Origin of the sequence: Priestia sp. P5 (assembly GCF_029522155.1) — a bacterium.
Lineage (GTDB): Bacteria > Bacillota > Bacilli > Bacillales > Bacillaceae_H > Priestia > Priestia megaterium_E.
The window spans coordinates 905,197-928,922 of sequence record NZ_JAKWFJ010000002.1 but is presented as its reverse complement, the minus strand read 5'-3'; the positions used below and the strand labels follow the sequence as shown (position 1 = coordinate 928,922).

25 protein-coding genes and 3 pseudogenes are annotated in these 23,726 nt (G+C 38.6%); 9 read left to right on the top strand and 19 right to left on the bottom strand.

The genetic code is table 11. From position 1 onward, the window contains the following. Window positions 1–211 precede the first annotated feature (211 nt). Entirely contained in the window at window positions 212–781 is a 570-nt protein-coding gene (locus MMB69_RS21505) for a hypothetical protein (protein WP_060746756.1), read from the bottom strand. 35 nt (window positions 782–816) lie between these two features. Beyond that, entirely contained in the window at window positions 817–1,380 is a 564-nt protein-coding gene (locus tag MMB69_RS21500; protein ID WP_235568729.1) for a hypothetical protein, read from the bottom strand. A 144-nt stretch (window positions 1,381–1,524) separates the two neighbouring features. On the opposite strand from MMB69_RS21500, the pseudogene MMB69_RS21495 reads away from it, so the two are divergent. Further along, window positions 1,525–2,094: pseudogene (locus MMB69_RS21495) on the top strand (Y-family DNA polymerase); the annotation flags it as partial. 4 nt (window positions 2,095–2,098) lie between these two features. Here MMB69_RS21495 and MMB69_RS21490 read toward each other — a convergent pair. The 4 genes and pseudogenes from MMB69_RS21490 to MMB69_RS21475 form a co-directional block, all read right to left on the bottom strand. Beyond that, a pseudogene (locus MMB69_RS21490) lies at window positions 2,099–2,218 on the bottom strand (aldo/keto reductase); the annotation flags it as partial. 117 nt (window positions 2,219–2,335) lie between these two features. Next, window positions 2,336–3,580: a Bcr/CflA family efflux MFS transporter gene (locus MMB69_RS21485; RefSeq protein WP_043979293.1), complete on the bottom strand. Its 1,245-nt coding sequence runs from the start codon at window positions 3,578–3,580 to the stop codon at window positions 2,336–2,338. A 213-nt stretch (window positions 3,581–3,793) separates the two neighbouring features. Further along, window positions 3,794–4,981: a methionine gamma-lyase gene (megL, locus tag MMB69_RS21480; protein ID WP_102813269.1), complete on the bottom strand. Its 1,188-nt coding sequence runs from the start codon at window positions 4,979–4,981 to the stop codon at window positions 3,794–3,796. 156 nt (window positions 4,982–5,137) lie between these two features. Continuing rightward, window positions 5,138–6,187, bottom strand: coding sequence for an NAD(P)/FAD-dependent oxidoreductase (locus MMB69_RS21475; protein WP_277448411.1), 1,050 nt, complete (start codon window positions 6,185–6,187; stop codon window positions 5,138–5,140). A gap of 189 nt (window positions 6,188–6,376) precedes the next feature. On the opposite strand from MMB69_RS21475, the gene MMB69_RS21470 reads away from it, so the two are divergent. From MMB69_RS21470 to MMB69_RS21455, 4 genes are all read left to right on the top strand, one after another. Further along, on the top strand, window positions 6,377–7,171 hold the full coding sequence (locus tag MMB69_RS21470) for an ABC transporter ATP-binding protein (protein ID WP_277448410.1): 795 nt from the start codon (window positions 6,377–6,379) through the stop codon (window positions 7,169–7,171). After that, window positions 7,172–8,095, top strand: a complete 924-nt coding sequence (locus tag MMB69_RS21465; protein WP_277448409.1) for an iron-hydroxamate ABC transporter substrate-binding protein — start codon at window positions 7,172–7,174, stop codon at window positions 8,093–8,095. It abuts the gene before it with no gap. An 81-nt stretch (window positions 8,096–8,176) separates the two neighbouring features. Then, the gene (locus tag MMB69_RS21460) at window positions 8,177–9,187 is read left to right on the top strand and encodes a FecCD family ABC transporter permease (protein ID WP_269871648.1); all 1,011 of its coding nucleotides are present in this window, start codon (window positions 8,177–8,179) and stop codon (window positions 9,185–9,187) included. Further along, entirely contained in the window at window positions 9,184–10,191 is a 1,008-nt protein-coding gene (locus tag MMB69_RS21455) for a FecCD family ABC transporter permease (protein WP_277448408.1), read from the top strand. Before MMB69_RS21460 ends, MMB69_RS21455 begins: the two co-directional genes overlap by 4 nt. A gap of 165 nt (window positions 10,192–10,356) precedes the next feature. Here MMB69_RS21455 and MMB69_RS21450 read toward each other — a convergent pair whose 3' ends face one another. Then, the gene (locus MMB69_RS21450; RefSeq protein ID WP_277448407.1) at window positions 10,357–10,524 is read right to left on the bottom strand and encodes a YfhD family protein; all 168 of its coding nucleotides are present in this window, start codon (window positions 10,522–10,524) and stop codon (window positions 10,357–10,359) included. Between the two features lie 128 nt (window positions 10,525–10,652). Between MMB69_RS21450 and ytzI the strand changes: the two genes are divergently transcribed. After that, on the top strand, window positions 10,653–10,787 hold the full coding sequence (gene ytzI / locus MMB69_RS21445; RefSeq protein WP_082178527.1) for a YtzI protein: 135 nt from the start codon (window positions 10,653–10,655) through the stop codon (window positions 10,785–10,787). Window positions 10,788–10,816: 29 nt separating this feature from the next. Here ytzI and MMB69_RS21440 read toward each other — a convergent pair whose 3' ends face one another. The 4 genes from MMB69_RS21440 to MMB69_RS21425 all read right to left on the bottom strand — a co-directional run bounded on the left by MMB69_RS21440 (window position 10,817) and on the right by MMB69_RS21425 (window position 13,849). After that, a complete protein-coding gene (locus MMB69_RS21440; protein ID WP_013082432.1) occupies window positions 10,817–11,014 on the bottom strand; it encodes a helix-turn-helix domain-containing protein in 198 nt (65 codons plus the stop codon). A gap of 45 nt (window positions 11,015–11,059) precedes the next feature. Then, window positions 11,060–11,488 carry a MarR family winged helix-turn-helix transcriptional regulator gene (locus MMB69_RS21435; RefSeq protein ID WP_277448405.1) on the bottom strand — a complete coding sequence of 143 codons (429 nt, stop codon included), beginning with the start codon at window positions 11,486–11,488 and terminating at the stop codon, window positions 11,060–11,062. Window positions 11,489–11,551: 63 nt separating this feature from the next. Further along, window positions 11,552–13,177, bottom strand: a complete 1,626-nt coding sequence (locus MMB69_RS21430) for a DHA2 family efflux MFS transporter permease subunit (RefSeq protein ID WP_045291503.1) — start codon at window positions 13,175–13,177, stop codon at window positions 11,552–11,554. A 33-nt stretch (window positions 13,178–13,210) separates the two neighbouring features. After that, window positions 13,211–13,849: a biotin/lipoyl-containing protein gene (locus tag MMB69_RS21425; protein ID WP_014460863.1), complete on the bottom strand. Its 639-nt coding sequence runs from the start codon at window positions 13,847–13,849 to the stop codon at window positions 13,211–13,213. A gap of 279 nt (window positions 13,850–14,128) precedes the next feature. Here MMB69_RS21425 and MMB69_RS21420 point away from each other — a divergent pair, with 279 nt between their 5' ends. Next, window positions 14,129–14,590 carry a MarR family winged helix-turn-helix transcriptional regulator gene (locus MMB69_RS21420; RefSeq protein ID WP_045291506.1) on the top strand — a complete coding sequence of 154 codons (462 nt, stop codon included), beginning with the start codon at window positions 14,129–14,131 and terminating at the stop codon, window positions 14,588–14,590. A gap of 49 nt (window positions 14,591–14,639) precedes the next feature. Here MMB69_RS21420 and MMB69_RS21415 read toward each other — a convergent pair. The 5 genes and pseudogenes from MMB69_RS21415 to MMB69_RS21395 all read right to left on the bottom strand — a co-directional run bounded on the left by MMB69_RS21415 (window position 14,640) and on the right by MMB69_RS21395 (window position 19,862). Then, window positions 14,640–15,444, bottom strand: a pseudogene (locus tag MMB69_RS21415) (endonuclease I family protein). Next, the gene (locus MMB69_RS21410; RefSeq protein WP_269871651.1) at window positions 15,441–16,400 is read right to left on the bottom strand and encodes a S8 family peptidase; all 960 of its coding nucleotides are present in this window, start codon (window positions 16,398–16,400) and stop codon (window positions 15,441–15,443) included. Before MMB69_RS21410 ends, MMB69_RS21415 begins: the two are co-directional and overlap by 4 nt. A gap of 201 nt (window positions 16,401–16,601) precedes the next feature. Continuing rightward, window positions 16,602–17,342: a DsbA family oxidoreductase gene (locus MMB69_RS21405; protein WP_277448404.1), complete on the bottom strand. Its 741-nt coding sequence runs from the start codon at window positions 17,340–17,342 to the stop codon at window positions 16,602–16,604. A gap of 142 nt (window positions 17,343–17,484) precedes the next feature. Further along, a complete protein-coding gene (locus MMB69_RS21400; protein WP_277448403.1) occupies window positions 17,485–18,741 on the bottom strand; it encodes an alkaline phosphatase in 1,257 nt (418 codons plus the stop codon). 140 nt (window positions 18,742–18,881) lie between these two features. Further along, window positions 18,882–19,862, bottom strand: coding sequence for a DUF3231 family protein (locus tag MMB69_RS21395; RefSeq protein ID WP_221785589.1), 981 nt, complete (start codon window positions 19,860–19,862; stop codon window positions 18,882–18,884). A gap of 274 nt (window positions 19,863–20,136) precedes the next feature. On the opposite strand from MMB69_RS21395, the gene MMB69_RS21390 reads away from it, so the two are divergent. Beyond that, window positions 20,137–20,373, top strand: coding sequence for a hypothetical protein (locus tag MMB69_RS21390; protein WP_221785590.1), 237 nt, complete (start codon window positions 20,137–20,139; stop codon window positions 20,371–20,373). Here MMB69_RS21390 and MMB69_RS21385 read toward each other — a convergent pair. Continuing rightward, complete coding sequence (locus tag MMB69_RS21385) at window positions 20,351–21,271, bottom strand: oxidoreductase (RefSeq protein ID WP_264409044.1); 921 nt, start codon at window positions 21,269–21,271, stop codon at window positions 20,351–20,353. The two genes, MMB69_RS21390 and MMB69_RS21385, sit on opposite strands and share 23 nt — an antisense overlap. A gap of 148 nt (window positions 21,272–21,419) precedes the next feature. Continuing rightward, window positions 21,420–21,791 (bottom strand): thiol-disulfide oxidoreductase DCC family protein, encoded by a 372-nt coding sequence (locus MMB69_RS21380; protein ID WP_221785592.1) that lies wholly within the window; start codon window positions 21,789–21,791, stop codon window positions 21,420–21,422. A gap of 419 nt (window positions 21,792–22,210) precedes the next feature. On the opposite strand from MMB69_RS21380, the gene MMB69_RS21375 reads away from it, so the two are divergent. Continuing rightward, entirely contained in the window at window positions 22,211–23,434 is a 1,224-nt protein-coding gene (locus MMB69_RS21375; protein ID WP_277448402.1) for an MFS transporter, read from the top strand. Here the strand turns inward: MMB69_RS21375 and MMB69_RS21370 are convergent. After that, on the bottom strand, window positions 23,416–23,643 hold the full coding sequence (locus tag MMB69_RS21370; protein WP_277448401.1) for a hypothetical protein: 228 nt from the start codon (window positions 23,641–23,643) through the stop codon (window positions 23,416–23,418). The genes MMB69_RS21375 and MMB69_RS21370 overlap by 19 nt on opposite strands. Window positions 23,644–23,726: the final 83 nt, after the last annotated feature.

The following is a 23,726-nucleotide window of genomic DNA, read 5'->3' as shown; positions in this document are numbered from 1 at the left end:
TACATGTACCATGTATTAAATAAACAAGTTGTTCGGATAAAAAGAAGGCTTGAGCCGTATGACGGGAAATCTGTCACGTACGGTTCTTAGGGGGGCGGGCGCTCGTGAGAGTGCCTGCCTACCCGACGTAACTAAACTAGAAAATAAAAAGCCTGGATCTCCTTAGATACAGGCTTTTTCTCAACTCTGTTGTTTAAGTAGAAAAAAGTACTTACTTTAAATTAAAGGTTACTTCCTTATTTAGATATGGAGATGTAAAAGTTACTGTTTGTTCATTTCCCCATTGTGCATCATGAGCTCCTAAAACATTTAAATCGCTCATATCCGTATTTCGTGTCATGACATGAAGAGGTTCTTGATTTATTCGTTTTTTCACCAAAGGGAATTCCGTTTGTTTATAAAAATCATAGTAATGGTTAGTTTCTCCAAGACTCCAATTGGAATAACCAATAATAATTTTTTGGGTATTCTTAGGGGAACTTAGATCATAATAGTCAACTTTATTAGTATAAAAGAACGTGAACCACCCAACGATTGCTATAGGTACAATAAAAAACGGCCCAATTACTCCCCAAAAAACTTTAGACTCTTTTGTTTTGCTAACGGTTATAAGGACTATGTATAAATAGATAAAGTGTAGAACAAATATCAGAAAATATATCGAAACCTTTGAAGAGAAAACGTATAGGCTCTTTAGTGCTAAAAGATAAAAGAATAGATCTATAGAAAGAAGGATGATAGCTAACATTTTTAGTATACTCTTATTATTTTTATACTTCATTGACTACAAACCCTCCTCCTTTTAATTTAGAAATGTTAAATATTGCTGCTATTAATATCAAGTGAGTAGCTACGAGGTATATAATTTTTGACTTTTCCAGGTGAGTTAAATAGATCACTCTTACTGAATATCGTAAATCCAACCTCTTCCACATCCACAAATGTATCGACTTTATCTATATCGACATTTTTAAATTCTATAGGTTTATTCCATTGTCTCGAAGGAATTAAATCCTGCTCTACAATACCTTCTCCGTAGAAAATGAATATACTGAGCCCATTCTTAACTAATTCTTCTGCTAATCCACTAACATGGCTCAATTTTTTTTCAGAATCAACTTTAATAATAGCACCATCTGATGAATGCTCATAAAAAGGAGTTTTATTTTTAATCAATGTTTCTTTTTCATGTCCAGAGAGCATTGAGTCTAAAACAAAAAAAACAGGTAAACCAAACATTTTTCGAACTAAAGAGATGATCAGATCATGATTAATGTCCCTAATCCCTACAGTAATAGATACAAATTTATCTTCTGGAAAGTCAAAACTATCAATTATACTTTGGTCTGAATATTGCACAAAATATTCTTTTTTCAACATTTATCCCCCTTTAGGGTTTAGTCTTTTTGAACTCTTACCATTACGTTATGTAGTAGTTACTTCTGTTAATGTAACAATAAATCCTATGCAAGTGATAGCAATGATTGGGAAAAATGTAGAGTTTTTATCTTAGGAGTATTTTCAATGGAGGATGAACAGTTACCAAACAGAATCATTATATGTATCGACATGAAGGCGTTCTATGCTTCAGTTTCTTCTGTCATAAGAGGATTAAACCCGTTGAAAACAAAGCTTGCGGTAGTCGGAGATATCAAACGGTCGGGATCCGTTGTATTAGCTGCCACACCCTTATTAAAGAAAGAAGGGGTCAAAACAGGAAGTCATCTTTTCGACATTCCTAAAAGGAAAGATATCCATGTGGTGAATCCATCCATTGAGAGGTATATCAAGGCTTCGACCTATATTTCGAGCTTGGTGTTACAGTATGTGGCTCCTGAGGATTTTCATGCCTATAGTATTGATGAGTTGTTTATTGATGCAACAGCTTCGTTGCATCTATTCGCTCGTACACCAGAAGAATTAGCCCACAATATTATCGACGAAATTTATCATAAGACACGCCTGACAGCTACGGCAGGCATAGGCCCTAATCTCTTACTGGCGAAGGTAAGCTTAGACCATGAGGCTAAGAATAGCCCAACAGGAGTGGCTTATTGGCGATATGAGGATATTCCCTTTAAATTGTGGGCTATTCATCATCAATCGCACTCGTTATAGCGTTGACTCCTTCATTTCCGTTAAGCTTGTATGTACCAAAACCTATAGCAGGCAAGGTTACCCCGTCATTAAGGGTTATTTCAGGAATTACTTTACTCATTATTATCCACTCCTTTCGATCACGCCCTAAGGTTAGCATATATTATCCAATACTTGAATAAATTTGCATCACTCATTTTTACAAAGGAGTGATGCTTTCAAACATTCAAAAAAGTGATTACGGAGAGACCTCCGTTTTAAACTCGTTAACTTCGCACTTTTCTGTTTCTTTCTTGTTTTTAGTTAACGTAAAGAAAGCTACAAAACCTAAAAGCGCCGTACTAAATAAAATAGCAGCCATCGGAATCGCTGTGGTTTCGTTAATACCCACTAAAGGAGAAACAATGGATCCTAAAGTTAGTGGAAGCATGCCTAACACGGCACTCGCACTTCCTGCTCTATGTCCTTGATTTTTCATTGCCAATGTCACCGAGCCTGTGATCGTCATTCCTATAGAGATCATGTAAATAAAAATGGGAATAACAATCGTAGCCAGCGGCCCTTTAAGCATGGTCATGATAAGAAGTACGCTAGTAGCACTTACAGCCGTAATCACGGCAATGCGAAGCAGGCTTCTTTCATGAAGAATTCCGCTAAAGCGCCCAATAATAAAGCTTCCAGTCACAATGGCCAAGCCGTTAATGCCAAACAAAATGCTAAAAACTTGCGGAGAAACATGGTAGATCCCTTGATAGACAAATGGAGTGCCTGATACATAAGCAAAGCTTCCTCCGTGGACCAGTCCGACAATTAAGGCATACCCAATAAAAGAACGGTCTTGTAATAAACTGCCCATTGTGCGAATGGAATGACCAATTGAACTTGGCGTTCTATTTTCAATTGGCAAAGTTTCTTTTAAACGCATTGAAATTGTTAAAACAATTAAAAGGCCTATTAAACTTAAAAACAAGAAAATAGTATGCCAGCTTGCAAAAGGAAGAAGCAAAATAGCACCTCCGGCCATTGGTGCTATCATTGGTGCAAAGGCATTAATAACCATTAACAGAGCAAAAAACTTCGTAAGCTCTCTTCCACTAAAAACGTCTCTGACAATCGCGCGAGAAAGAACAACTCCTGCCGAAGCGGTAAACCCTTGTAAAAAGCGTGCGATGACTAAAGCTGTAATAGTAGGAGCCAAAGCACAGAGCAATGACGATATCATAAATAAAGAGATGGAAATGAGTAAAGGTCGTTTTCGTCCCTTCGCATCACTGATTGGACCAATCACGATTTGACCAATGGCAAGGCCTAGTAAACATGATGTTAAACTAAGCTGTACAAGTGAAGCTCGCGCATCTAAATGATCAGCAATAGCAGGGAAACTTGGCAAATACATATCGATATTAAGCGGACCTAATATCGCAAGCGTGCTGAGGAGAAACGCCAATCCTAGACGTTTTTTTCCAGTTGGATTATGAAGCATAATAGCAGAGCACCTTCCTTACCTAAATATTGTATTTTTACAGATAACCTTTAGTCTATTGAAAGGCATCTCTTCTGTCTAGGACATTTGTCTAAAGATGTAGGTAAAGTTCCACTCGCAAAAAAAGATCTATGAGTGATGACATGCAGTTGATATTCAAAAAACAACGCTTGAAATATCCTTAAGATACTTCAAGCGTTGTTTGAGCGTTTGTTATATACTATCTAATGCCTGCTGTAAATCTCTCATAATATCTTCCCATGCTTCCAGTCCAACTGATAAGCGAAGGAGTTCATTTGAGATTCCCATTTCTTTTCGAGCTTCTTCCGGCACGACTGCGTGCGTCATCGAGGCAGGATGCTGAATAAGTGTTTCAGCATCTCCAAGACTCACCGCAATGGAAATGAGCTTAAGCTGATTAACCACTTTTACGGTTTCTTCATAACCGCCTTCCACTTCAAAAGAGAGAAGCCCCCCTCCTTTTTTCATTTGCTTTTGCATGAGAGAATAAGCAGTGCTCTTTTTATCACCCGGATAATAAACGGCTTTCACCTTGGGGTGAAGACTTAATTGTTTTGCGATGTGTTCAGCATTTTCACAGTGACGATCCATCCGAACGGCCAGTGTTTTTAACCCGCGAAGTAACAGCCACGCATCAAACGGGGAAAGAATGCCTCCGATATCTTTTTGCGTCGTTTTGCGCAGTACGGAAATAACCTCTTTGTTCCCTACTACAATTCCTGCAACAACATCTCCGTGTCCACCAATAAATTTTGTTGCGCTATGAATGACTAAGTCGCATCCAAGCTTCAGCGGCTGCTGCAAATAAGGAGTTGAAAAGGTATTGTCTACTACCACAGGAATTCCTTTTTGTTTGGCGATAGAAGCAACTAACTCTAAATCTACTAAAGTCATAGTCGGATTAATCGGTGTTTCAATATAAATACATGCTGTATCTTTTCTGATAGCAGCAAGAATTTCTTCTTCAGTTTCCAAGTTGGAGAAAGAATGATGGATTTGATATTTTTCCTCAAGCATTTCTAAGAGACCAAACGTGCATCCATACACTCCTTTAGAACACAAAATATGATCGCCTGCTTTTGTAAGTCCAATCAATACAGCCGATACTGCAGCCATTCCCGATCCAAATGCCAAAGCTGCTTCTCCTTCTTCAAGCTGTGCCATACGCTCTTCTAAAATGGTGACCGTTGGATTCGATAACCGGGAATATACATAACCATCTTCTGCTCCGCTAAAACGGCTTGCACCTTGTTCTAGAGATGAGAATGTAAATGTAGACGTTTGATAAATAGGCGGAGCTAAGCTATCAAAATGATGTTTTGATTCATACCCTGCGTGAATGGCTTTTGTTTCAAACTGATATTTCTCTTTTTCGTTCATACGGCTTCCCCCTTATGCACACAAGCACTATGTCATTTTTTTAAAAATGTAAGCGTTTTCTTTTATTATATTTCTCTTTTCTTTTTTCGTTCCCTGCCTCCCTGCTTAGATAATTCCATCCTAGAAAAAGAAGCGACATGCACACTGCACCTCGCTTTACGTCATCATTTGTTTAATTAGTGCTGAATTGCGCTTTTTGAATACTTCATTATGAGAAGAAACCATAGCTGTCTTAGCCGCGGAGGGCTGAACAAATTGTTTTGCTTTGTTTACGGCATTAGCAGCGTCTTGAAAAGCACCTGTAATTAAATGGACTTTTCCTTCGTGCATGAGAATATCTCCCGCTGCATACACGCCTTCTACAGACGTTTCGCTTGCTGCGTTACCTGCAATATAGCAGTCATCAATGGTTTTAATATGTAATTCACTGTTTTTTAACAGCTCTGTATCTCTTTCATAACCGTGATTAATAATGACTTCGTCAATCGGTAAATAAGAAATTTCACCGGTTTGATGATTAGTCAGCTCAACTTTTTCAATAAATTCATGCGTCGCATCAGCCACTAATTTTGTAATAGATGTGTTAAGCAGACACCGAGCTGAACTATTTATTAATTGTCTCACTTGTGCTTCATGACCGTTTAGTTCACTGTTTCGATACGTAATATATACTTTTTTAGCAACAGACTCTAGCTCATTTGCCCAATCAATGGCTGAATTGCCTCCCCCGGAAACAATCACCGTTTTATTTTTAAAATGCTGCAAAGATTTAACCGTATAGTTTAAATTTGATATTTCAAATCGTTCTGCCCCTTCAATTTTGAGCTTTTGCGGATTTAAAATACCTCCTCCGACAGCAAGGATAATGGTTTTAGAGTAATGATGTTCACCTGAAGAACCCGTCAGCTGGAAAATACCATCTTTCAAGCGAGAAATGGATTCAATCTTCTCATTTAAAACAACAGTTGGATCAAACGTCAGCCCTTGTTCCACAAGCTGTTCAATAAGCTTCGCACCGGAAATAGGCGTTTGGCCCCCTACATCCCAAATCATTTTTTCAGGATAAACGTGAAGTTTTCCGCCTAGCTTTGGCTGATATTCAATCAGCTTTGTTTTCATTTCCCTTAGGCCGCTATAAAAGGCAGAATAAAGGCCAGCCGGTCCCCCGCCTATAATTGTCACATCAAAAAGTTCATTGTGTATCATGCACGTTCACTCCTCGTAATCAATTGTTATTGATTATCATTCTCATTTAAATATACATCTTCTTCAACGTTTTGACAATAAAAATAACTATTGACATCCGGAAACGTTCGAATTATAGTATGTAAAGTAAACGATACTGATAATCATTATCAAGTATTTGTTGTATTAAATGTAAACGGAGGGTCAGATATGGTTCGCCTATATACAGAGAAATTACATATTAGTTATGGTGAACGTCTAATAGTAAAGAATTTAAGCGTTAACATTCCAGACCAAAAGATTACCACAATTATTGGTTCAAACGGATGCGGCAAATCAACGCTTTTAAAAGCCATTACCCGCATTATTTCTCATCAATCCGGTTCCGTTATTTTAGATGGTGAAAACATTTCAACAGAACATACAAAAGCACTCGCTAAAAAAATGGCTATTCTCCCTCAAACCCCTGAAAGTGCTAAAGGCTTAACGGTGGGAGAACTTGTATCTTATGGGCGATTTCCCTATCAAAAGGGGTTTGGGCGTCTATCAAAAGAAGATTATCAAACGATTGACTGGGCGCTTGAAGTAACCGGAACAAAAGATTATACGTTTCGTCCTGTAGATTCTCTTTCAGGCGGTCAGCGCCAGCGAGTGTGGATTGCAATGGCTTTAGCTCAAGAAACCGATATTATATTCCTCGATGAGCCGACTACCTACTTAGATATGGCTCATCAGTTAGAAGTGCTTGAGCTGCTTCAAAAGCTAAACAAAGAGCAAGAACGTACCGTCGTAATGGTGCTTCACGATTTAAATCAAGCCGCTCGCTTTGCAGATTATATTATCGCTTTAAAAGATGGAGAAATTGTTAAAGCCGGAACGTGTGACGAAGTCATTACGCATGACGTTCTAAAAAAAGTGTTTCATATCGACGCTGAAATCGGACGAGACCCGAGAACCAATAAACCAATGTGCATCACGTATAACTTATTAAGAGGAGATAACTAAATGAAAAAATTACTGCTTCCATTCATGCTCATATTCGTACTACTTATTAGTGCCTGCAGCAGCGGTTCAACTGAAAGCAAAAACGCTTCTAATAAAGGAAACAGCGGATCCGAGACAATCACATATCAATCGGAAGACGGTCCTGTAAAAGTTCCGGCTAACCCGAAACGTGTTGTAGTGTTAGGCTCCTACGCAGGTAACGTCATGTCATTAGGTGTCAATATTGTCGGAGTGGATTCATGGTCTAAAATGAATCCCCGCTTTGAAAAGAAATTAAAAGGCGTTGAAGAAGTATCAGATGAAAATTTAGAAAAGATCATTGAATTAAAGCCTGACCTAATTATTGGCTTATCTACTACAAAAAACGTTGATAAATTGAAAAAAATTGCCCCTACCGTCACGTATACATACGATAAAGTAGATTACCTTACTCAGCATGTAGAAATTGGAAAGCTATTAAATAAAGAAAAAGAAGCACAATCATGGGTAGACGACTTTAAAAAGCGTGCGGCAAAAGCTGGTTCTGACATCAAAGCTAAAATTGGCGAAGATACCACGGTTTCAGTTATTGAAAACTTTGACAAGCAGTTGTATGTGTTTGGCGATAACTGGGGACGCGGCACGGAAATTCTTTATCAAGAAATGAAATTAAAAATGCCGGAGAAAGTAAAGAAAATGGCTTTGAAAGACGGGTACTATGCGATTTCACCAGAAGTTCTTCCTGAATATGCCGGAGATTATTTAATCTTTAGCAAAAACCAAGATGGAGATACATCATTTGAGAAAACAGATACGTACAAAAATATTCCTGCTGTAAAGAACCATCACGTATTTGAAGCAAATGCAAAAGAATTTTATTTTAATGACCCAATCACATTAGATTATCAACTGAATTTCTTTACTCAAAAATTTCTTGGCAAGTAATTCATTCAAGAGGAATTCTTTTTAGAATTCCTCTTGCTTTGTTTTACTACATTTATTCTTACATGAAAAGATGGGTGTTTTATGAAAATAGACAATCAGCGTTTCATTCCTTTTTTATATAAATTAATAGGTATGCTGCTCGTATTCATCGTAATGTTTGGTTCTTCCATGGTTTTTGGCGCTGCTGACATATCGATAAAAGATGTGTGGCTAGCACTTTCATCAAGCAGTGTAAACGAACAGATTTCGATTATCCGAGATATTCGTTTACCTCGTGAAATCGCCGCTGTTTTTGTTGGCGCTGCTTTATCAGTCTCAGGGGCGATTATGCAAGGCATGACAAGAAATCCTCTTGCAGATCCAGGACTTTTAGGCTTAACTTCTGGCGCAAATGCAGCTTTAGCTGTAACCATTGCCTTTATCCCTTCTGTAAATTATTTAGGTATTACGATTGCTTGCTTTATCGGCGCTGCGGTTGGCGCAATTTTGGTGTTTGGAATTGCTGCTCTAAAAAGAGGCGGTTTTTCTCCGCTTCGAATTGTACTAGCCGGGGCTGCCATTTCAGCGTTTCTTTATGCGATTGGAGAAGGCGTCGGTATTTATTTTAAAATTTCAAAAGATGTATCGATGTGGACTGCTGGCGGAATGGTAGGCACTTCTTGGGAACAGCTTCAAATCATTGTTCCTTTTATCCTCGGCGGTATATTCATTGCCCTTTTGCTTTCTCGGCAGCTTACTATTTTAAGCTTAAATGAAGAAGTCGCTGTGGGGTTAGGTCAGCAAACAACAAAGGTCAAAACCATTTTATTTGTTGTCATGGTTCTTCTTGCAGGTGCTTCTGTTGCCCTAGTCGGAAACATGGTGTTTATCGGCTTGATGATTCCTCATATTGTACGAGGAATTGTAGGAACCGACTATCGTTATATTATCCCTATGTCCGCTATCACTGGGGCAGCGTTTATGCTGCTCGCTGATACGTTGGGCCGAACCGTAAGTGCGCCTTATGAAACACCGATAGCAGCAGTTGTATCCATGATTGGTTTACCTTTCTTTTTAGTCATTGTTCGTAAAGGAGGAAAAGCATTCTCATGATCCACCCAGCGCTTATCAGAAAACAACGAATAATTATGATGCTGCTCACTGTTTTGATTCTTGGAACGATTGTGATAGGAGTGGGGCTTGGTGATGCTTCCCTTCCTTATAATAAAGTGTTTCCTACTCTTTTTGGCAAAGGGAATTTTGCGGATGAGTTTGTTCTTTTTTCAATTCGACTTCCGCGAATTATCATTACTCTTTTAGCAGGAATGGCTCTAGCTTTATCAGGCGCTATCTTACAAGGTGTTACGCGCAATGATTTAGCGGAACCTGGAATTATAGGAATTAATTCGGGAGCAGGCGTCGCAATTGCCGTATTCTTTTTATTTTTTCCAATTGAAGCTGGCTCTTTCGTGTATGCTCTTCCGTTAGTAGGGTTCATCGGCGCCTTGTTTACAGCTGGCCTTATCTACCTTTGTGCATATAGTAAAAGCCAAGGGCTGCAGCCTGTAAAGCTTATTTTAACAGGCGTAGGTTTTTCGATGGTTCTTTCTGGAATGATGGTGGTGATTATGTCATCAGCTGATCATGCTAAAGTTGATTTTATTGCTAAATGGATTGCAGGAAACATTTGGGGGACAGACTGGCCTTTTATATGGGCACTTCTACCTTGGCTTCTTGTCTTGATTCCTTTTATATTGTACAAAGCAAATTCATTAAACATTTTTAACTTAAATGAAGCTGCAGCTATTGGAGTCGGTATCGCTATGGAGAAAGAGCGTATCACATTGCTTCTAGGCGCGGTTGCATTAGCGGCAGCCGCAGTTTCAGTTACAGGCGGCGTGGCCTTTATTGGGCTTCTTGCTCCTCATATTGCCAAAGGCTTAGTCGGACCGAGAAACCAGCTTTTTATTCCCGTTGCCATTTTACTTGGCGGCTGGCTCTTGCTGATTGCAGATACAATAGGACATAACATTGCCGATCCTAACGGTGTACCAGCAGGAATTATTGCCGCCGTAATCGGTGCTCCTTACTTTGTTTATTTACTTTTGAAAAAATAATAAACGAGGCTGAGAAATAACAACGTCAATCCAATCTAAAGACAAACCAATTGAATGTATGAGCTGAACCGCTCGTTACACCATAATAAAAATAACGAACCACTAATCAAACATTTTGATTAGTGGTTCGTTTTTCACTTGGGCTAAAATACTTTTATCTCAGCTTTAGTTTTGCTTTTTTTGTCTTTCATCTGCAGCGTTCCCTCTAGCCTGTGCTTCTAAATCGTCTTGGTCTGCTAATTCACGAGAAAACTCTTCATCTACTCCATCTGCTTTAGATGCAGGATAATCCGCTACCTTTTTTAATTGTTTTTTCAACTCTTTTTCATTCATTATGAACACTCCTTTATTCTAGACTGTTAATAGTATGCGTTTGTCGTTTCTGCACTATGTGGAGAAAGAAGGAATTTTACCAATAAGACCGAAGGCATACGTAATAAGAAAAAGAAAGGACGTTTTATATGATCATCATTATTACGCTCTCTATTATCATTGTATTTGTTATTTTACTGCTGTGCGTGGTTACCACTTCGAAAGCTTATGATTACAAACATACGGTAGATCCACTTACAAAAAAACAAGACGAAAAAAAGTAGGTGCGCTCGTTTCACACCTACTTTTTATATTACCCTTGCAGTGTTTTTAAATCATGATCGTTCAATTGAAATGCTTGCTTAATTTTGTCTTCCAAGTTTTTTGTTACTCTTCGCTTACCCACTTCAACCAGTGCAATTAAAGAAAAACTGCAGTTCACTGCTTGAGCGAAGTTTCGCTGATTCATATTGTAGTTTTTCCGAATGTTTTTTACCGTTTCTTTATTCATTTACACTCACTCCGCTTAACTCAATATACTTTTTTCTACTCAAGTTCAAGTCACATGTTCATCTAGCTGCCGACAGAGCGTGAGAAATTGCTGCTGTTCTTCTTCTTTATAGCAAGCAAACAGTTTTTCAACCCCTTGCTGCATGTCTTTTTCAGCAGCTTGAATCACTTGTTTCCCTTTGTTTGTAAGCTCGACCATAACTTTACGCCGATCTCTTTTTGAATGGTAGCGCTCCACAAGATTCAGTTCATACAAACGTGTAATCGATGCTGTAATAACACTTGGTCTCGCCTTTATCTCGTCTGCCACTTTGGTGACAGGCATTGTATCTGCACGTTCAACAATCAGTAAAATATGATATTGAAAAGGGGTAATTCCGTAATGCTGTAAAAGGCTTTTTACATTTGTCATTACTTTTTTGTTTAAAGATACTGAAATTCTTTGAATCTCTTCACCAAATGTCAATGAATCCATCCACCTCACTGCCCCCTTTCTCTCCAACATGTTTTATGATGAACTTTAGATTTCTATAGCTCCTTATGAATTTATACTTTTCGGAGCTGGAAGCATACGAATATCTTCCTCTTGAGCTTCTGATTTCTTTTCTTCGACTACTTTATCTTTACGTACATCACGAAGGAAGAAACTTAAAATTAAACCGATAACAGAAATCGCTGTTGCCCAGTAAAAGGCATCGTTAATACCTTGAATCGTACCTTGCTGCGTCATTTTTCCAGATAAAATTGTCAGCGCTTGCTGCTGAGCCTGATCTTGTGATAAATGCAAAGTAGCAGCTACTTTTTGTACAAATAAATGAAAGCTATTCATAAAGAATGGATCAGACGTATTCATGGAACTGCTGATTTCATTTACGTGATACGTTGTACGGTTCGTAAAAATGGTCGTCATTAAACTAATACCAATTGAACCACTTACTTGACGAAGCGTATTAGACATTGACGTTCCGTGACTGCTTAGTCGCTGCGGAAGCTGATTTAAACCCGCTGTCATAATTGGCATCATTAACAGTGACATACCGAACGAACGGATAATATAAATCGCTAAAATATGATTAAATGGTGTATCCATCGTCAGCTTCGTAAATTCAAACGTTGAAATAGATGTAATGAGCATACCAACGATTGCTAGCGGACGAGGTCCCACTTTATCAAACAATGTACCTGAAATCGGCGACATAACCAGCATAACAAGTGCGCCAGGAAGCAACAGCAGTCCTGAATCAAAAGCAGAATATCCGCGGATATTTTGCAAGTAAATTGGAAGCAAGAACATGCCTGCGTACATACTGATTGTAATCGCAATACTAATAATATTTGATAGTGAAAAAATATTATATTTGAATACACGCATATCCAATAGCGGCTTTTCAGATTTAATTTGTTGAAGAACAAATATAATTAAAAGAACTGCCCCGCCAATGATTGTAGAAAGAACAACTGAATCCGTCCAGCCGTCATTTCCAGCTTCACTGAATCCATAAAGCAATAATCCCATACCTGCAAGTGATGTCACAACAGAAGGCATGTGAACTTTTACATCCTTTGGAGGCTGAATGTCTTTTAATTGAAAGAAAGCAATAATTAATACGATGGCACCTAATGGCACCATGCCGTTAAAAAGGATGTGCCAATCATAGTTTTGAATAACCCATCCAGATAACGTTGGTCCGATAGCCGGTGCGAACATCATCGCTAAACCAAAAATCCCCATCCCTTTTCCTCGCATGTGGGGAGGGAAAATAAACACAATAATGGTCATAACAAGAGGCGATAAGACACCTCCGCCAATAGCTTGAATTAAACGGCCGGTAAGCATAATCGAAAATGTAGGTGCAATTCCGCAAATCAATGATCCTACTGTAAAACAAAACATTGCAAATAAGAACAAGCGACGCACACCAAATCGTTCAATTAAAAAAGCTGAAAGCGGAATTAATGCCCCGTTCACAAGCATATATCCAGTTAACAACCACTGAGCTGTATTTGCCGTTACGCCAAACTCAGTAATCAAATGCGGGATAGCTACGTTTAGTAACGTTTGGTTTAATATCGCAAGAAACAAACCAAGCATTAACACAATCAATAGCGGAATATGCTTTTTGATGGATCCATCACTTGTGTTTTCTATACTGGCTGTCATCATATTTCCTCCCTTCTTGAACTGTTGTAGTAAGAATTAGTCTTTCGAAATTTTCACTTCGGCGTTCATACCTGGCAGTACATGCTCTGAATAATTAGAAATAGAAATTTTTACAGGAACCGTTTGAGACACTTTTGTGTAGTTTCCATCTGAGCTTGAGTTCGATGTTAAAGATGAAAGTGAATTGGTTGCATATCCAATTTCTTCGACTTTGCCGTCGATTTTTGCACTGCTATCTCCGTCTACCGTTACATCTACATCGTCGCCTTCTTTAATATCCTTAAGCTGATCTTCTTTAATATTTGCTACGATAAATAGGTCTTTCATATCTACTTCGGTTGCAATTTGCTGTCCAGCTTGAACCATTTGATTTTCTTTTACATTTGTTTGAATAAGCTTGCCATCTGCTGGTACTGTAGCAGCTACAGAGCCTTTTTCAGCTTGAATCTTAGCAATTTCAGCATCTTTTGATACATCATTTCCTTCTTCTACTGTCCAGCTTGCTACTTTACCTGCTGCAGGTGCAACTACATTGTATACATCTCCAGATACTTTAGCGTTATCCGTTGTAATATAGTTCGATTTTTGAACGTAATAATATCCTCCTCCAATTAATAAAGCTAAAATAACGATGATTCCAATAAAATTTGTTACCATTAAGCGACTTCTAGACATTCATTACTCCTCCTTAATGCTTCACTAATAAAATTACTTTTTTATATAGCTTTTCCATAAAGATATTATCTCCATCTATTAGGAGATATGTTTCTTTATAATCATCTATTTGGTTAACCACCTAAATAACTTTATCATAAAGATATTTTTTCGTAAAGATATTAATTTAAAAATAATAACGATGATTAAAGATAATCATTGCCATCCTTTACAATTGTTTCATTTTATTTTAGAGTTAGTTTATATATGTCCGTAGTGTACAAGGAGATGGAAGCTAGCATGGATAACAATTTAGAGTCAAAAATTGAGCACCTTTACCAAATTAACACATCTTTTTTTCAATATATACGACATTTAGTCGAAGAAACATTAAAAACACAGCCTTATCACTTAACACCTACTAAATTTTATATCTTAAACTACATTGCCAGCGGCACAAAGTATATGGTAGCAGATATTTCAAATAAACTTCACTTAACCTCGGGCGCTACAACTAGCTTATTAAATCAATTGGAAGAAGAATCTCTCATTCAGCGCGTGCGAGACGAAAAAGACCGGAGAGTCGTGTGGGTTTCATTGACCGATGAATCAAAGAAACTTGTTTCAATGATTACAGAGAAGCGAAATGTATTTTTAAAAGATATGCTAGCAGCTCTAACTGTAGAAGAACAAGAAGAATATTTTCGCTTATTAAATAAAATGGATGCCCTTTTGAGCGATAAATATGGATTTTCATATTAGGATACCTAAAGGAGCTCCGTTTCGAATGGAAACGGAGCTCTTTTTTATTTTAGAAAGCCGGATTCATTAATGTAGCTGCTTTGTCAGGAAAATCGATAAAAGGATTTCGGTTGCCTTGCAATTCAAAAATTGCTGCATTGCGATGTTTTTCATAAAGTGAAACGGTAAATTCTTCATGCCATTTTAGTAAAAGAGGAAGATCTACTCGTGAAGAGTCAATTTTATTATGATAGCGAATTAAAAAATAAAGCGTAGCTCGAGCGACAATTCCTTTTCCATATTCGGGTTCAAACTTACCTTTTTCTGCTTTGCCGCACCCTTCTTTCACATCTGATTGCTTAACTTCCGGTGTATAATCCGGGAAGTCAATATAAGAAGAATTACCTCGTCGACTGTTACAAGAAGGTTCACACGCAAATAAATGATGCAGGTCACCTCTCATAGGCTCTTGTTTTCCAAACCAAGATTGCGGGACAACGTGCTCACAGTTTAGCAGTATATCATTGCTTGAAACAGATGAGTTAGTAAGCGACTGAAGTGCATCAATATCTTTTTGTATCGTTTCTAAAGGATCCATTCCTTTTCCTGAATACAGACTCTTCAGCTCTCCATTCTCCTGTAAATCCACCCATGGATATACATATTTATGGGGGGGAATAACTCAGCAAATGCTGATGCGTTTCCGTTAACAAAGCTTGCATGGCTTCTCTTTCAAAGGGAGTACCTCGATAATAAAGATTTTTACTCTCTTCATCCGTCTTTTCATCATAATAGCTTCGGTTGTTTACGTATTCGTGATAAAGGGCTTTTGCCTGCTGTTTTTCCACCATTAATATATCTAAACTGCTTCTCATCCCATCACCTCTGAAGTCCTTTGACGTTGAACTTCACGCAATAGCTTTTCAACAATGGTCAAGTGCACAAACCCGTTTCCTACTTCTCTTGGTGATTCATTTAATGGAAGTGTTCTTCTGATTAACTGTGCGTAAAGCTCTGGTTCCGTAAGTTCTCTTCCAAACATTTCATTTGAAAGAACTTTTATCAATGCCAAAGCTCCCGCTACGTGAGGCGTTGCCATAGAGGTTCCGCTCAGTGCGGCATACTTTCCATTCAAGTAAGTTGATACGATCCTCTCTCCCGGAGCCACTACGTCTACTTCGTTGTTCGAGTTGGAAAATATCGAAGAACGTTTCTCTAAATCAACCGCTCCTACGCTAATCACTTCATTATATGAGCCTGGGTACGCAAACTCATCTGTGGAGCTTTCTCCATCTCCTTCATTTCCCGCTGCGCAGACAACTAAAATATTCTGATCAACAGCATCCTGAATCGCTTCATGTAGCTCAGGCACGTCTGCCGGACCTCCAAGTGACATTGAAATAATATCTACTTTTTGCTGAATGGCGTAGGTAATACCTTGAATAATCCACTCATATTGACCTGAACCATTACCATCAAGTACTTTCAGGATAAGTAAATTTACCTCCGGCGCCACTCCTACAACACCCGTTCCATTATGAGCTGCTGCAATTGTGCCTGCTACGTGAGTACCATGACCATTATAGTCTTGATAAACATCAGGATTTTGTTGATCATCGTGCGTGAAATTTCTTCCTCCAATAATTCGCTCCTGCAAATCTGGATGTGTAACATCACAGCCAGTATCCAAAACCGCTATGGTTATTCCCCGTCCCTTTGTTTGCTTCCATGCTTGCTCTGCTCCAATTAGAGCGACTCCTTCTGGGACTTCATTAAATTGATTCAATTGTTCAACTACTTGAAATGGAATAATGCGCACTTTGCTCTTCATTCAGATTCCTCCTGCAGGATTAAATGGAAGCTAGTTCATGGTGGGATCACTTTTAATCGCTTATTTTTGGAGCTTACTCATCGAGGTTTGTTGCTTCTAAAATTATTATAACATAAAAACAGAACACGTGTTTGTGTTTTTGTAAATTTTTTTTGCAAATAAACAAAAAGCAGAAGCGAAATTTCCGCCTCTGCTTTTTATTTATTGTTGGTTTTTAGAGGAATCAGGAACGGCACATTGACCATCTGCACAAAAGGCATCATCTGCGCCTTCTGGAGAAAGACTCTTCAAAGCGGGAGTCGGATTTTCTTCTTCCCATACTTGTTGGAGAGCCCCTACAAATGTCTCGACTGGCTGTGCACCTGAAATCGCATATTTTTGATTAACAACAAAATATGGAACACCGCTAATGCCATATTGCTGAGCCGTTGCTTCATCACTGCGCACTTCATTTGCATATGCGTTTTTATCCGCGAGAATTTGACGTGCTTCTTCTCGGTCAAGACCTGCATCTTCTGCAACAGCAACCAGCGTCTCTTCTTCACCTAAATGTTTTGATTCAGTAAAGTATGCATAAAGAAGCTTTTCTGTCATGGCTGCTTCTTTCCCTTGAGCTTTTGCAAATTTAGCTAAGCGGTGAGCATCAAATGTATTAGTTGGCTTCATATCGTCAAAATTAAAGGATAAGCCCACACTAGCTGCCTGCTGTCCGATACCTTCATTTGCTTGTTTTGCTTGTTCAATGGTCATTCCATATTTAGCAGCAAGAGCTTCATTAATCGTTTTACCAGTATTAACTGGGGCATTCGGATCTAGCTCGAAGCTTTTAAATTCAACCTGCACATCATCTTTGTGTGCAAATTGCTGAAGCGCTTGCTCTAATCGACGCTTTCCAATATAACAAAAAGGACAGACAAAATCTGACCAAACTTCTATTTTCATCGTGACACCTCTTCAATTCAAGATAATTCTTATCGTAGCATACCTTTGAAGAATTTCCATCATAACTTGCTCAAACAAAGCAAAAACACGGTGTTGATTTACATACTAAGTGCATTAAATCAACACCGTGTTTTTATCTCACTTATTTTAAATTCATTGCTTTTAGAAGAGCATCATGTAAATACGTATTTTCATATACTCCGGTAAATCTTTCTGAGCCGGCACCCATTGCATTTAAAGGAACGTCTGATGACGTATGCTCTTCAGTTGTCCAATCCGCAACGAACTGCTCTTTTGAATGAGCGATTGCAAATGGCCCGTCTTCTTTTGATGCTTCATCTCCACCGTTATCTTTATTGTCTACTTTTTCAAGTGCTAAACCTCCGGTTGCATGGTCAGCTGTTACTAATACGAGAGTGTCTGGGTGTGTTTTAGCATACGCTTTTGCCATCTTCACTGTACCATCAAACTGCTTACCCGCTTTAATCATAAGTTCAGCATTATTATTATGAGCCATTTCATCAATGCCTTCCTCTTCTACTACAAGAAAGAACCCTTTTTTATTTTGTGATAGCGTATCGATTGCTTTTTTTGTCATGTTTTTTAGAGATACTCGAGGGTTGTACACATCACCTTGGCCTTCAGGAGCTTGTTGAAACATTTCTTCATTAGCAAACAGACCAAGCAATTTTGTCCCTTTAGCATATTTTAATTCATTTTCGTTATTAACGTACGTATACCCAAGTTTTTGTGCTTTGTTTACTAAGTTCCCTTGGGTTCCTTTGCTTCCTTCAGTTTTATCTTCTGGCGGGGCATCTGAGTGTGCACCTTCGTTTCCTTTTGGGTACCAATAATCTTCTCCGCCACCTAGAATCACATCTACTTTACTATTTTCAAGATACTGCTTCGCGATGTCACTTTGAGCACTTCGATCTTTAACATGTGCGCCAAAAGCAGCTGGAGTTGCGTCTGTTACTTGACTTGTTGTCACAAGCCCCGTCGTCTTCCCTGCTAATTTTGCTTTTTCTAAAACTGTTTGGACAGGCTTTCCTTTCATATTTACGCTGATCGCACCGTTATAGCTTTTAACTCCTGAAGCCATAGCTGTAGCCGCTGCAGCGGAATCCGTAACAAATGAATTTCCTGAAGATGTATGGACTCTCCCTACTGCCGGCATATCATCCATTGCTAATTTCCCGTTTGCTCCTACAGATGCTAATCGAATCGCGTCACGGTGATCAGTACCCATACCGTCTCCAACAAAAAGAATAACATTTTTAGCTTTTTGGTTATTTACGCCTTTAGCTGCTTTAGCATCTGTTGGTGAATTTGTTCCAAATGCCAGCGCTGCTACAGTTACCGCTGATAATACTGCCGCTCCAATTGCACGTTTTTTCATTTTTTACACCCTTTACTGTTTATTATTGACATAACTTAACTGTACACGCAGTCTGTTAAATCAACTTAAATAAAAGGTTAAAGGTGTGTAAAGATATATAAACTTCCATTTACAATGCATGAAAGAGGCTTTCCTCTTAGCTAATTAATACTTGGCGGAACTTCAAGCCACCCTTTTTTGATCATAATTTCTGTTGCTTCGCTTGCATATTGAAACGCATCTTCTCCTATCAGCATCATTTTAGCCACAATATCTCTTCGAAAACTAAATGCTGCTCCGAATGCCTGACTTCCGATACTGAAGTTACTTAGTAAAATATCGCATGTCAGCATCAAACGATCCGAAAAAGCAGGCGTTTCACAAGTCGTTATGCTTCCTGTTGAGGCAACAGAAGGTGAAATATCGTCTTGTATAATTATTTCTTCAAGTCGCGTAATAATTTTTTTACTGATCTCTTTTCCTTTCAAAAAATGCTTTTTCACTTCGGTATCTTTGGCCGTTTGAGAAAAAGCCTTCATTAACTTCATCCCGACAATGTTTGTTTCGACTCCATGATAAATCTGCGCTAGCTCCATCGTATTTAGTACTCTTTTGTCCGCAAATACATTTAAGCCGCTCAGATATTTTCTATCCGAAACAAACTCAACGGTAGTTGGCATTGGAATATAGGGTGGGCGTGATAAAATTCCTTTTCTCAATAAGTACTGCGTACAGGAATCGTAGCACTCTTGCGTAATTTTTGTTAAATCTTGATAAAATTTCACCACATCTTCTCTGTAGGCCTTGCCTAAACTTAATGTATACATCCCCATACTAATTTCTTTGATGACACGAAGAAACATAATATCAAATCCGTTAGTAAATAGTTTTGGAGCCTGTACATTTACGTCTTGAGATGAAAGCCCCGTTGGCACTACCGCTCCTTCTTTTTCAAATATTGTCTTTATTTTTCGTATGTATATAATAAGCTGCTCACGCAAGTCCGTCATAATTGTTTTAGCATCTTCATCATCCGCATGTTCAATCATATAATCTAACAAGCAAATAATTAACGTTTTCTGCTGATATGTCATCCACAGCGTCCCAATTTCGCTTGAGGTAATACTAGGTTTGTCAGGCACTGTTACTTCCCTCCACTTCTTCAGCTTTGTTGAGTACGTCTGCTTCTTTGAAAAGAGAGCATACTCATTGTACATTTACCTATCATTATGCTATCCAACATTCTTTTTTTTATTTAAGACTTTGACAAACAGCTTTTGGACAACAAAAAAGAGGCTAGGACAAAAGAATTTTAGACGAAATAAAAAACGAACCATTAATCAAGATGTTTGATTCGTGGTTCGTTTTGTTGGTTATGGTAAACGTAGGTTTAATGTGTGTAAGTCTTTCTAGCAGTTGATTGGAGGGAAAGACGAAGGCTCCTGCGGGAAAAGCGGAACAGGTGAGACCCCGCAGGAGCGTATGCGACGAGGAGGCTCAGCGCCCGCCCGCGGACAGCGAAGTCTTGCACAGAAATCAACGGCGGTGTCACAAGCGGTTCAGCTTATGTATTCTATTTGTTCGTCTTTCAATTGGATTTATTTCGTTATGTCTCAACCTCTTTGTTACCTTACGCACGGAACGAATACATAACACCTGTCAATTTCTCAGATACGCTCCATAGTTTTTCCGCTACGTCCGGTTTAAATAAAACATCTCCCATCCTATCTTTTACAGGATATCCTTTTTTAGCATTTTTTCCGTCTGGCCCAATATATGTACCCCCTTCTATTGATTCAGTGGCTGCATAAAGAGTAGGCAGCGCGCCCATTTCTGCAGATTGACTAAATAGCTTGACTAAAAATTTCAGCAAGCCGTTTGGCTCTTTACCTGAACCGCGTGATAATAGGTTTGTATTTGAAATACCCGGATGTACAGCGGCACTAATTGTCGTTGATCCGGCTGCTTCTAAGCGATTTTGCAGTTCTTTAGCAAACAATAGGTTGGCGAGTTTACTTTGCCTATAGAACTTCATTGGACTGTAGCCTTTTTCCCCGTCTAGATTATCAAAATAGATTTCTCCAGAATTAGCAGCTATACTGCTTACCGTTACGACTCTTGAATGTGGAGTGGCCATTAGTAAAGGAAGCAGCAAACCGGTAAGTGCAAAATGCCCTAAATGATTACAGCCAAACTGCAGTTCAAATCCGTCTTTCGTTTTGCTGTGAGGCGGAACCATCACGCCTGCATTATTAATGAGAAGATCCAAAGACGAGTATTGTTGAAGAAATTGATTGGTAAAATGCCGAATAGAGCTCAAGTCACTAAGATTTAATGACATAATAGTCACTTTAGCATTTCCGTTATCCGCTTTAATTCTTTTCTCAGCTTCTTTCCCTTTTTCCTCATTACGCACAGCAAGAATGATTTCTGCTCCGCGAGCTGCTAGAGCCTTTGCAGCTTCAAAGCCAATACCGCTGTTTCCTCCCGTTATAAGGGCTGTTTTTCCCGTCATATCGGACATTTGTTCAGCTGTCCATTTTGGTGTCATATAAAGTTCTCCCTTTCAGCTATAGCTTTTTTTCTAGAATTTACGCGTCTCAGTCACATACGTTTTTTAAAAATTAAAGTATGTATAAATTATAATGTCTTCAAAACAAAAGGGACAAGCTTTTTCAAAGCTTGTCCCTTTTGTATGTTCATGTGGTCCGCGGTGAATCGTAGCGTCCAAACCAGTCGTACCTGTTTGTGGAGATCCATTTATATAGCGGACTAAACGCTTTTTTCATTAATGGTAAATGCAGAAGCACACCGATTGGACATGTAAGAGGCAAAACAGTTAAAAGCCGTCTGACCGTTTCAAATCCTGCTAGAACTTCCCCTTTTTTGGTGACCATATGAATTTGATCATATAAGTCTCTTCCTTCTTCTTTTAAGTAGCTATACTCCGTTCGTTCAATGTATTGAACTGGAATCCACTGGATTTGGTTCGTCCAGTCCAGCGCTTTAATTATTTTTTTTACGTTGTAACATAAAGGACATTCCGCATCAAAAAATACTTTGTGCTTCATTGTTTCCACCTTTCTTCCCTTATTTCTTTTTCCTTAGTTTATAAATACCCTTTTCTCATTTTTAATAACCACCATTGGGAGGCACTTCTTGTGCAGCCTGGCTTTAAAGCGAACATTTTTTGTGGGGGTTCTTTTGTGAAGCCGCGAAAGAAGACAGGATTTTTTTATAAAATATCACTTTTTTGGTTTAAAGCGCTAAAAACATGTTAGAATAGATTTCATATTGATTTGAAGCACTAGATGCACGCATTTAGTCGCATACTAAAAAGAACTGAATAAATCCAATGATAAAAGGTAAAGGTAATGTCTTCATAAACTTATCATGAAAGTAGGTTTATAAATAACGATGAAAAAAGGAGGGCTGGGTGATTACTTTTATCCCTTTCATATAAGCTTTTTTACGTAAGGATGTGTAAACGATGAAGAATAAGTACATGCTGTCAGCTTCAGGTATGTATATTAACTATTTTCTACTTGGCATGGTCAATATCATGCTTGCATCAAATATGTCATTTTTGACAAAACAATTAAATACCGACGGTGCTGGAATCAGCTATATCATTTCTGCTATCGGAATTGGAAAATTACTTTCGTATTCTCTATCAGGCATCTTGTCTGATAAAGTCGGACGAAAACCTTTGATTATTGTTTCGTCTCTGACAATGGCTATTTTCTTAATTGGCATTCCATTATCGCCAAATTATCAAACAGCCTTTATCTTTGCCATTATTGCTGGTATTGCAAACTCTGCTATGGACGCTGGAACATACCCTGCTTTGATTGAAGTTTTTCCTAAATCTTCAGGTTCAGCCAGTGTTCTTGTAAAAGCATTTATATCAGCTGGAGCAGCACTTCTGCCGTTTATGATTGCCTTTTTTGCGGATCGTGATTTGTTTTATGGGTATGCTTTTTTCCTTCCCGCTCTTATTTATTTACTAAATATGATTTTTATGTTCAAACTGCCTTTTCCCAATCATAAACGCGAACAGAATACAGTTCAACAGCAAAGTAAAGAAGAGAATAAATTTATCTCTCCCCCTAACATGAAACAAGAAGGGATCGCTCTTGTTGTGATTGGATTTACTTCTACAGCTCTGTTTACAGTGTCTCAAATTTGGCTTCCTACTTATGGTCAACAAGTATTAGGTATGGCTGAAAGCAGCTCGGTTCGCCTTTTAAGCTACTACAGCATCGGAGCGTTAATCTCTGTTTTAGTATTAGCCGTATTATTAAGCAAAGTGCTTCGTCCTGTAACAGTTATTCTCGTTTACCCGATGATTACCCTTATCGCTGTACTTACGCTTCTATTTGTTAAAGTACCTGCTATCGCAATTGCAGCTGCTTTCTTCATGGGATTTTCTACAGCTGGGGTCTTTCAATTAGCGATTACCGTTATGACCGAGCTTTTCTGGAACAAAAAAGGAACGGTTACGGGAATTGTAGCGACCGCTGCTGGATTAGCTGCAATTTTATTGCCTTTAGCAACAGGGCTCATGTCTAAAACGGGACATATTTCAATTATCTTTATCTTTGATGCGATGCTTTCAGTAGTAGGTATGGCGGCGGCGGCTTTTGTTAATTACCGCTACCGCAAAATTTTAAATAAAAAGCCCAGCGAACAAATTCAAGAAACAGCCTCATAAAAAAGAGGCTGGGACATACCGAAATAAATCCAACCAAAAGACGAACAATCTGGATACATGATCTGGACTGCTTGCTCGACCTCCGTTGATTTCCGTGCAAGGCTTCGCTTTCCGCGGGCGGCCGATGAGCCTCCTCGTCGCTCGCGCTCCTGCGGGGTCTCATCTGTTCCGCTGTTTCCGCAGGAGTCTTCGCCTTGCCCTCCAACCAACAGCTAAAAGCACCTGCGTTCATCATGATTATAAAAAAACACGAACTATTTATCCATTTTTGATAGATAGTTCGTGTTTTTAT

What these genes read in the sequence shown, in the direction of transcription:
- MMB69_RS21505 (WP_060746756.1), bottom strand. Translation starts at nt 781, where the DNA reads ATGAAGTATAAAAATAATAAGAGTATACTAAAAATGTTAGCTATCATC.
- MMB69_RS21500 (WP_235568729.1), bottom strand. Translation starts at nt 1,380, where the DNA reads ATGTTGAAAAAAGAATATTTTGTGCAATATTCAGACCAAAGTATAATT.
- MMB69_RS21485 (WP_043979293.1), bottom strand. Translation starts at nt 3,580, where the DNA reads ATGCTTCATAATCCAACTGGAAAAAAACGTCTAGGATTGGCGTTTCTC.
- megL (WP_102813269.1), bottom strand. Translation starts at nt 4,981, where the DNA reads ATGAACGAAAAAGAGAAATATCAGTTTGAAACAAAAGCCATTCACGCA.
- MMB69_RS21475 (WP_277448411.1), bottom strand. Translation starts at nt 6,187, where the DNA reads ATGATACACAATGAACTTTTTGATGTGACAATTATAGGCGGGGGACCG.
- MMB69_RS21470 (WP_277448410.1), top strand. Translation starts at nt 6,377, where the DNA reads ATGGTTCGCCTATATACAGAGAAATTACATATTAGTTATGGTGAACGT.
- MMB69_RS21465 (WP_277448409.1), top strand. Translation starts at nt 7,172, where the DNA reads ATGAAAAAATTACTGCTTCCATTCATGCTCATATTCGTACTACTTATT.
- MMB69_RS21460 (WP_269871648.1), top strand. Translation starts at nt 8,177, where the DNA reads ATGAAAATAGACAATCAGCGTTTCATTCCTTTTTTATATAAATTAATA.
- MMB69_RS21455 (WP_277448408.1), top strand. Translation starts at nt 9,184, where the DNA reads ATGATCCACCCAGCGCTTATCAGAAAACAACGAATAATTATGATGCTG.
- MMB69_RS21450 (WP_277448407.1), bottom strand. Translation starts at nt 10,524, where the DNA reads ATGAATGAAAAAGAGTTGAAAAAACAATTAAAAAAGGTAGCGGATTAT.
- ytzI (WP_082178527.1), top strand. Translation starts at nt 10,653, where the DNA reads ATGATCATCATTATTACGCTCTCTATTATCATTGTATTTGTTATTTTA.
- MMB69_RS21440 (WP_013082432.1), bottom strand. Translation starts at nt 11,014, where the DNA reads ATGAATAAAGAAACGGTAAAAAACATTCGGAAAAACTACAATATGAAT.
- MMB69_RS21435 (WP_277448405.1), bottom strand. Translation starts at nt 11,488, where the DNA reads ATGGATTCATTGACATTTGGTGAAGAGATTCAAAGAATTTCAGTATCT.
- MMB69_RS21430 (WP_045291503.1), bottom strand. Translation starts at nt 13,177, where the DNA reads ATGATGACAGCCAGTATAGAAAACACAAGTGATGGATCCATCAAAAAG.
- MMB69_RS21425 (WP_014460863.1), bottom strand. Translation starts at nt 13,849, where the DNA reads ATGTCTAGAAGTCGCTTAATGGTAACAAATTTTATTGGAATCATCGTT.
- MMB69_RS21420 (WP_045291506.1), top strand. Translation starts at nt 14,129, where the DNA reads ATGGATAACAATTTAGAGTCAAAAATTGAGCACCTTTACCAAATTAAC.
- MMB69_RS21410 (WP_269871651.1), bottom strand. Translation starts at nt 16,400, where the DNA reads ATGAAGAGCAAAGTGCGCATTATTCCATTTCAAGTAGTTGAACAATTG.
- MMB69_RS21405 (WP_277448404.1), bottom strand. Translation starts at nt 17,342, where the DNA reads ATGAAAATAGAAGTTTGGTCAGATTTTGTCTGTCCTTTTTGTTATATT.
- MMB69_RS21400 (WP_277448403.1), bottom strand. Translation starts at nt 18,741, where the DNA reads ATGAAAAAACGTGCAATTGGAGCGGCAGTATTATCAGCGGTAACTGTA.
- MMB69_RS21385 (WP_264409044.1), bottom strand. Translation starts at nt 21,271, where the DNA reads ATGACACCAAAATGGACAGCTGAACAAATGTCCGATATGACGGGAAAA.
- MMB69_RS21380 (WP_221785592.1), bottom strand. Translation starts at nt 21,791, where the DNA reads ATGAAGCACAAAGTATTTTTTGATGCGGAATGTCCTTTATGTTACAAC.
- MMB69_RS21375 (WP_277448402.1), top strand. Translation starts at nt 22,211, where the DNA reads ATGAAGAATAAGTACATGCTGTCAGCTTCAGGTATGTATATTAACTAT.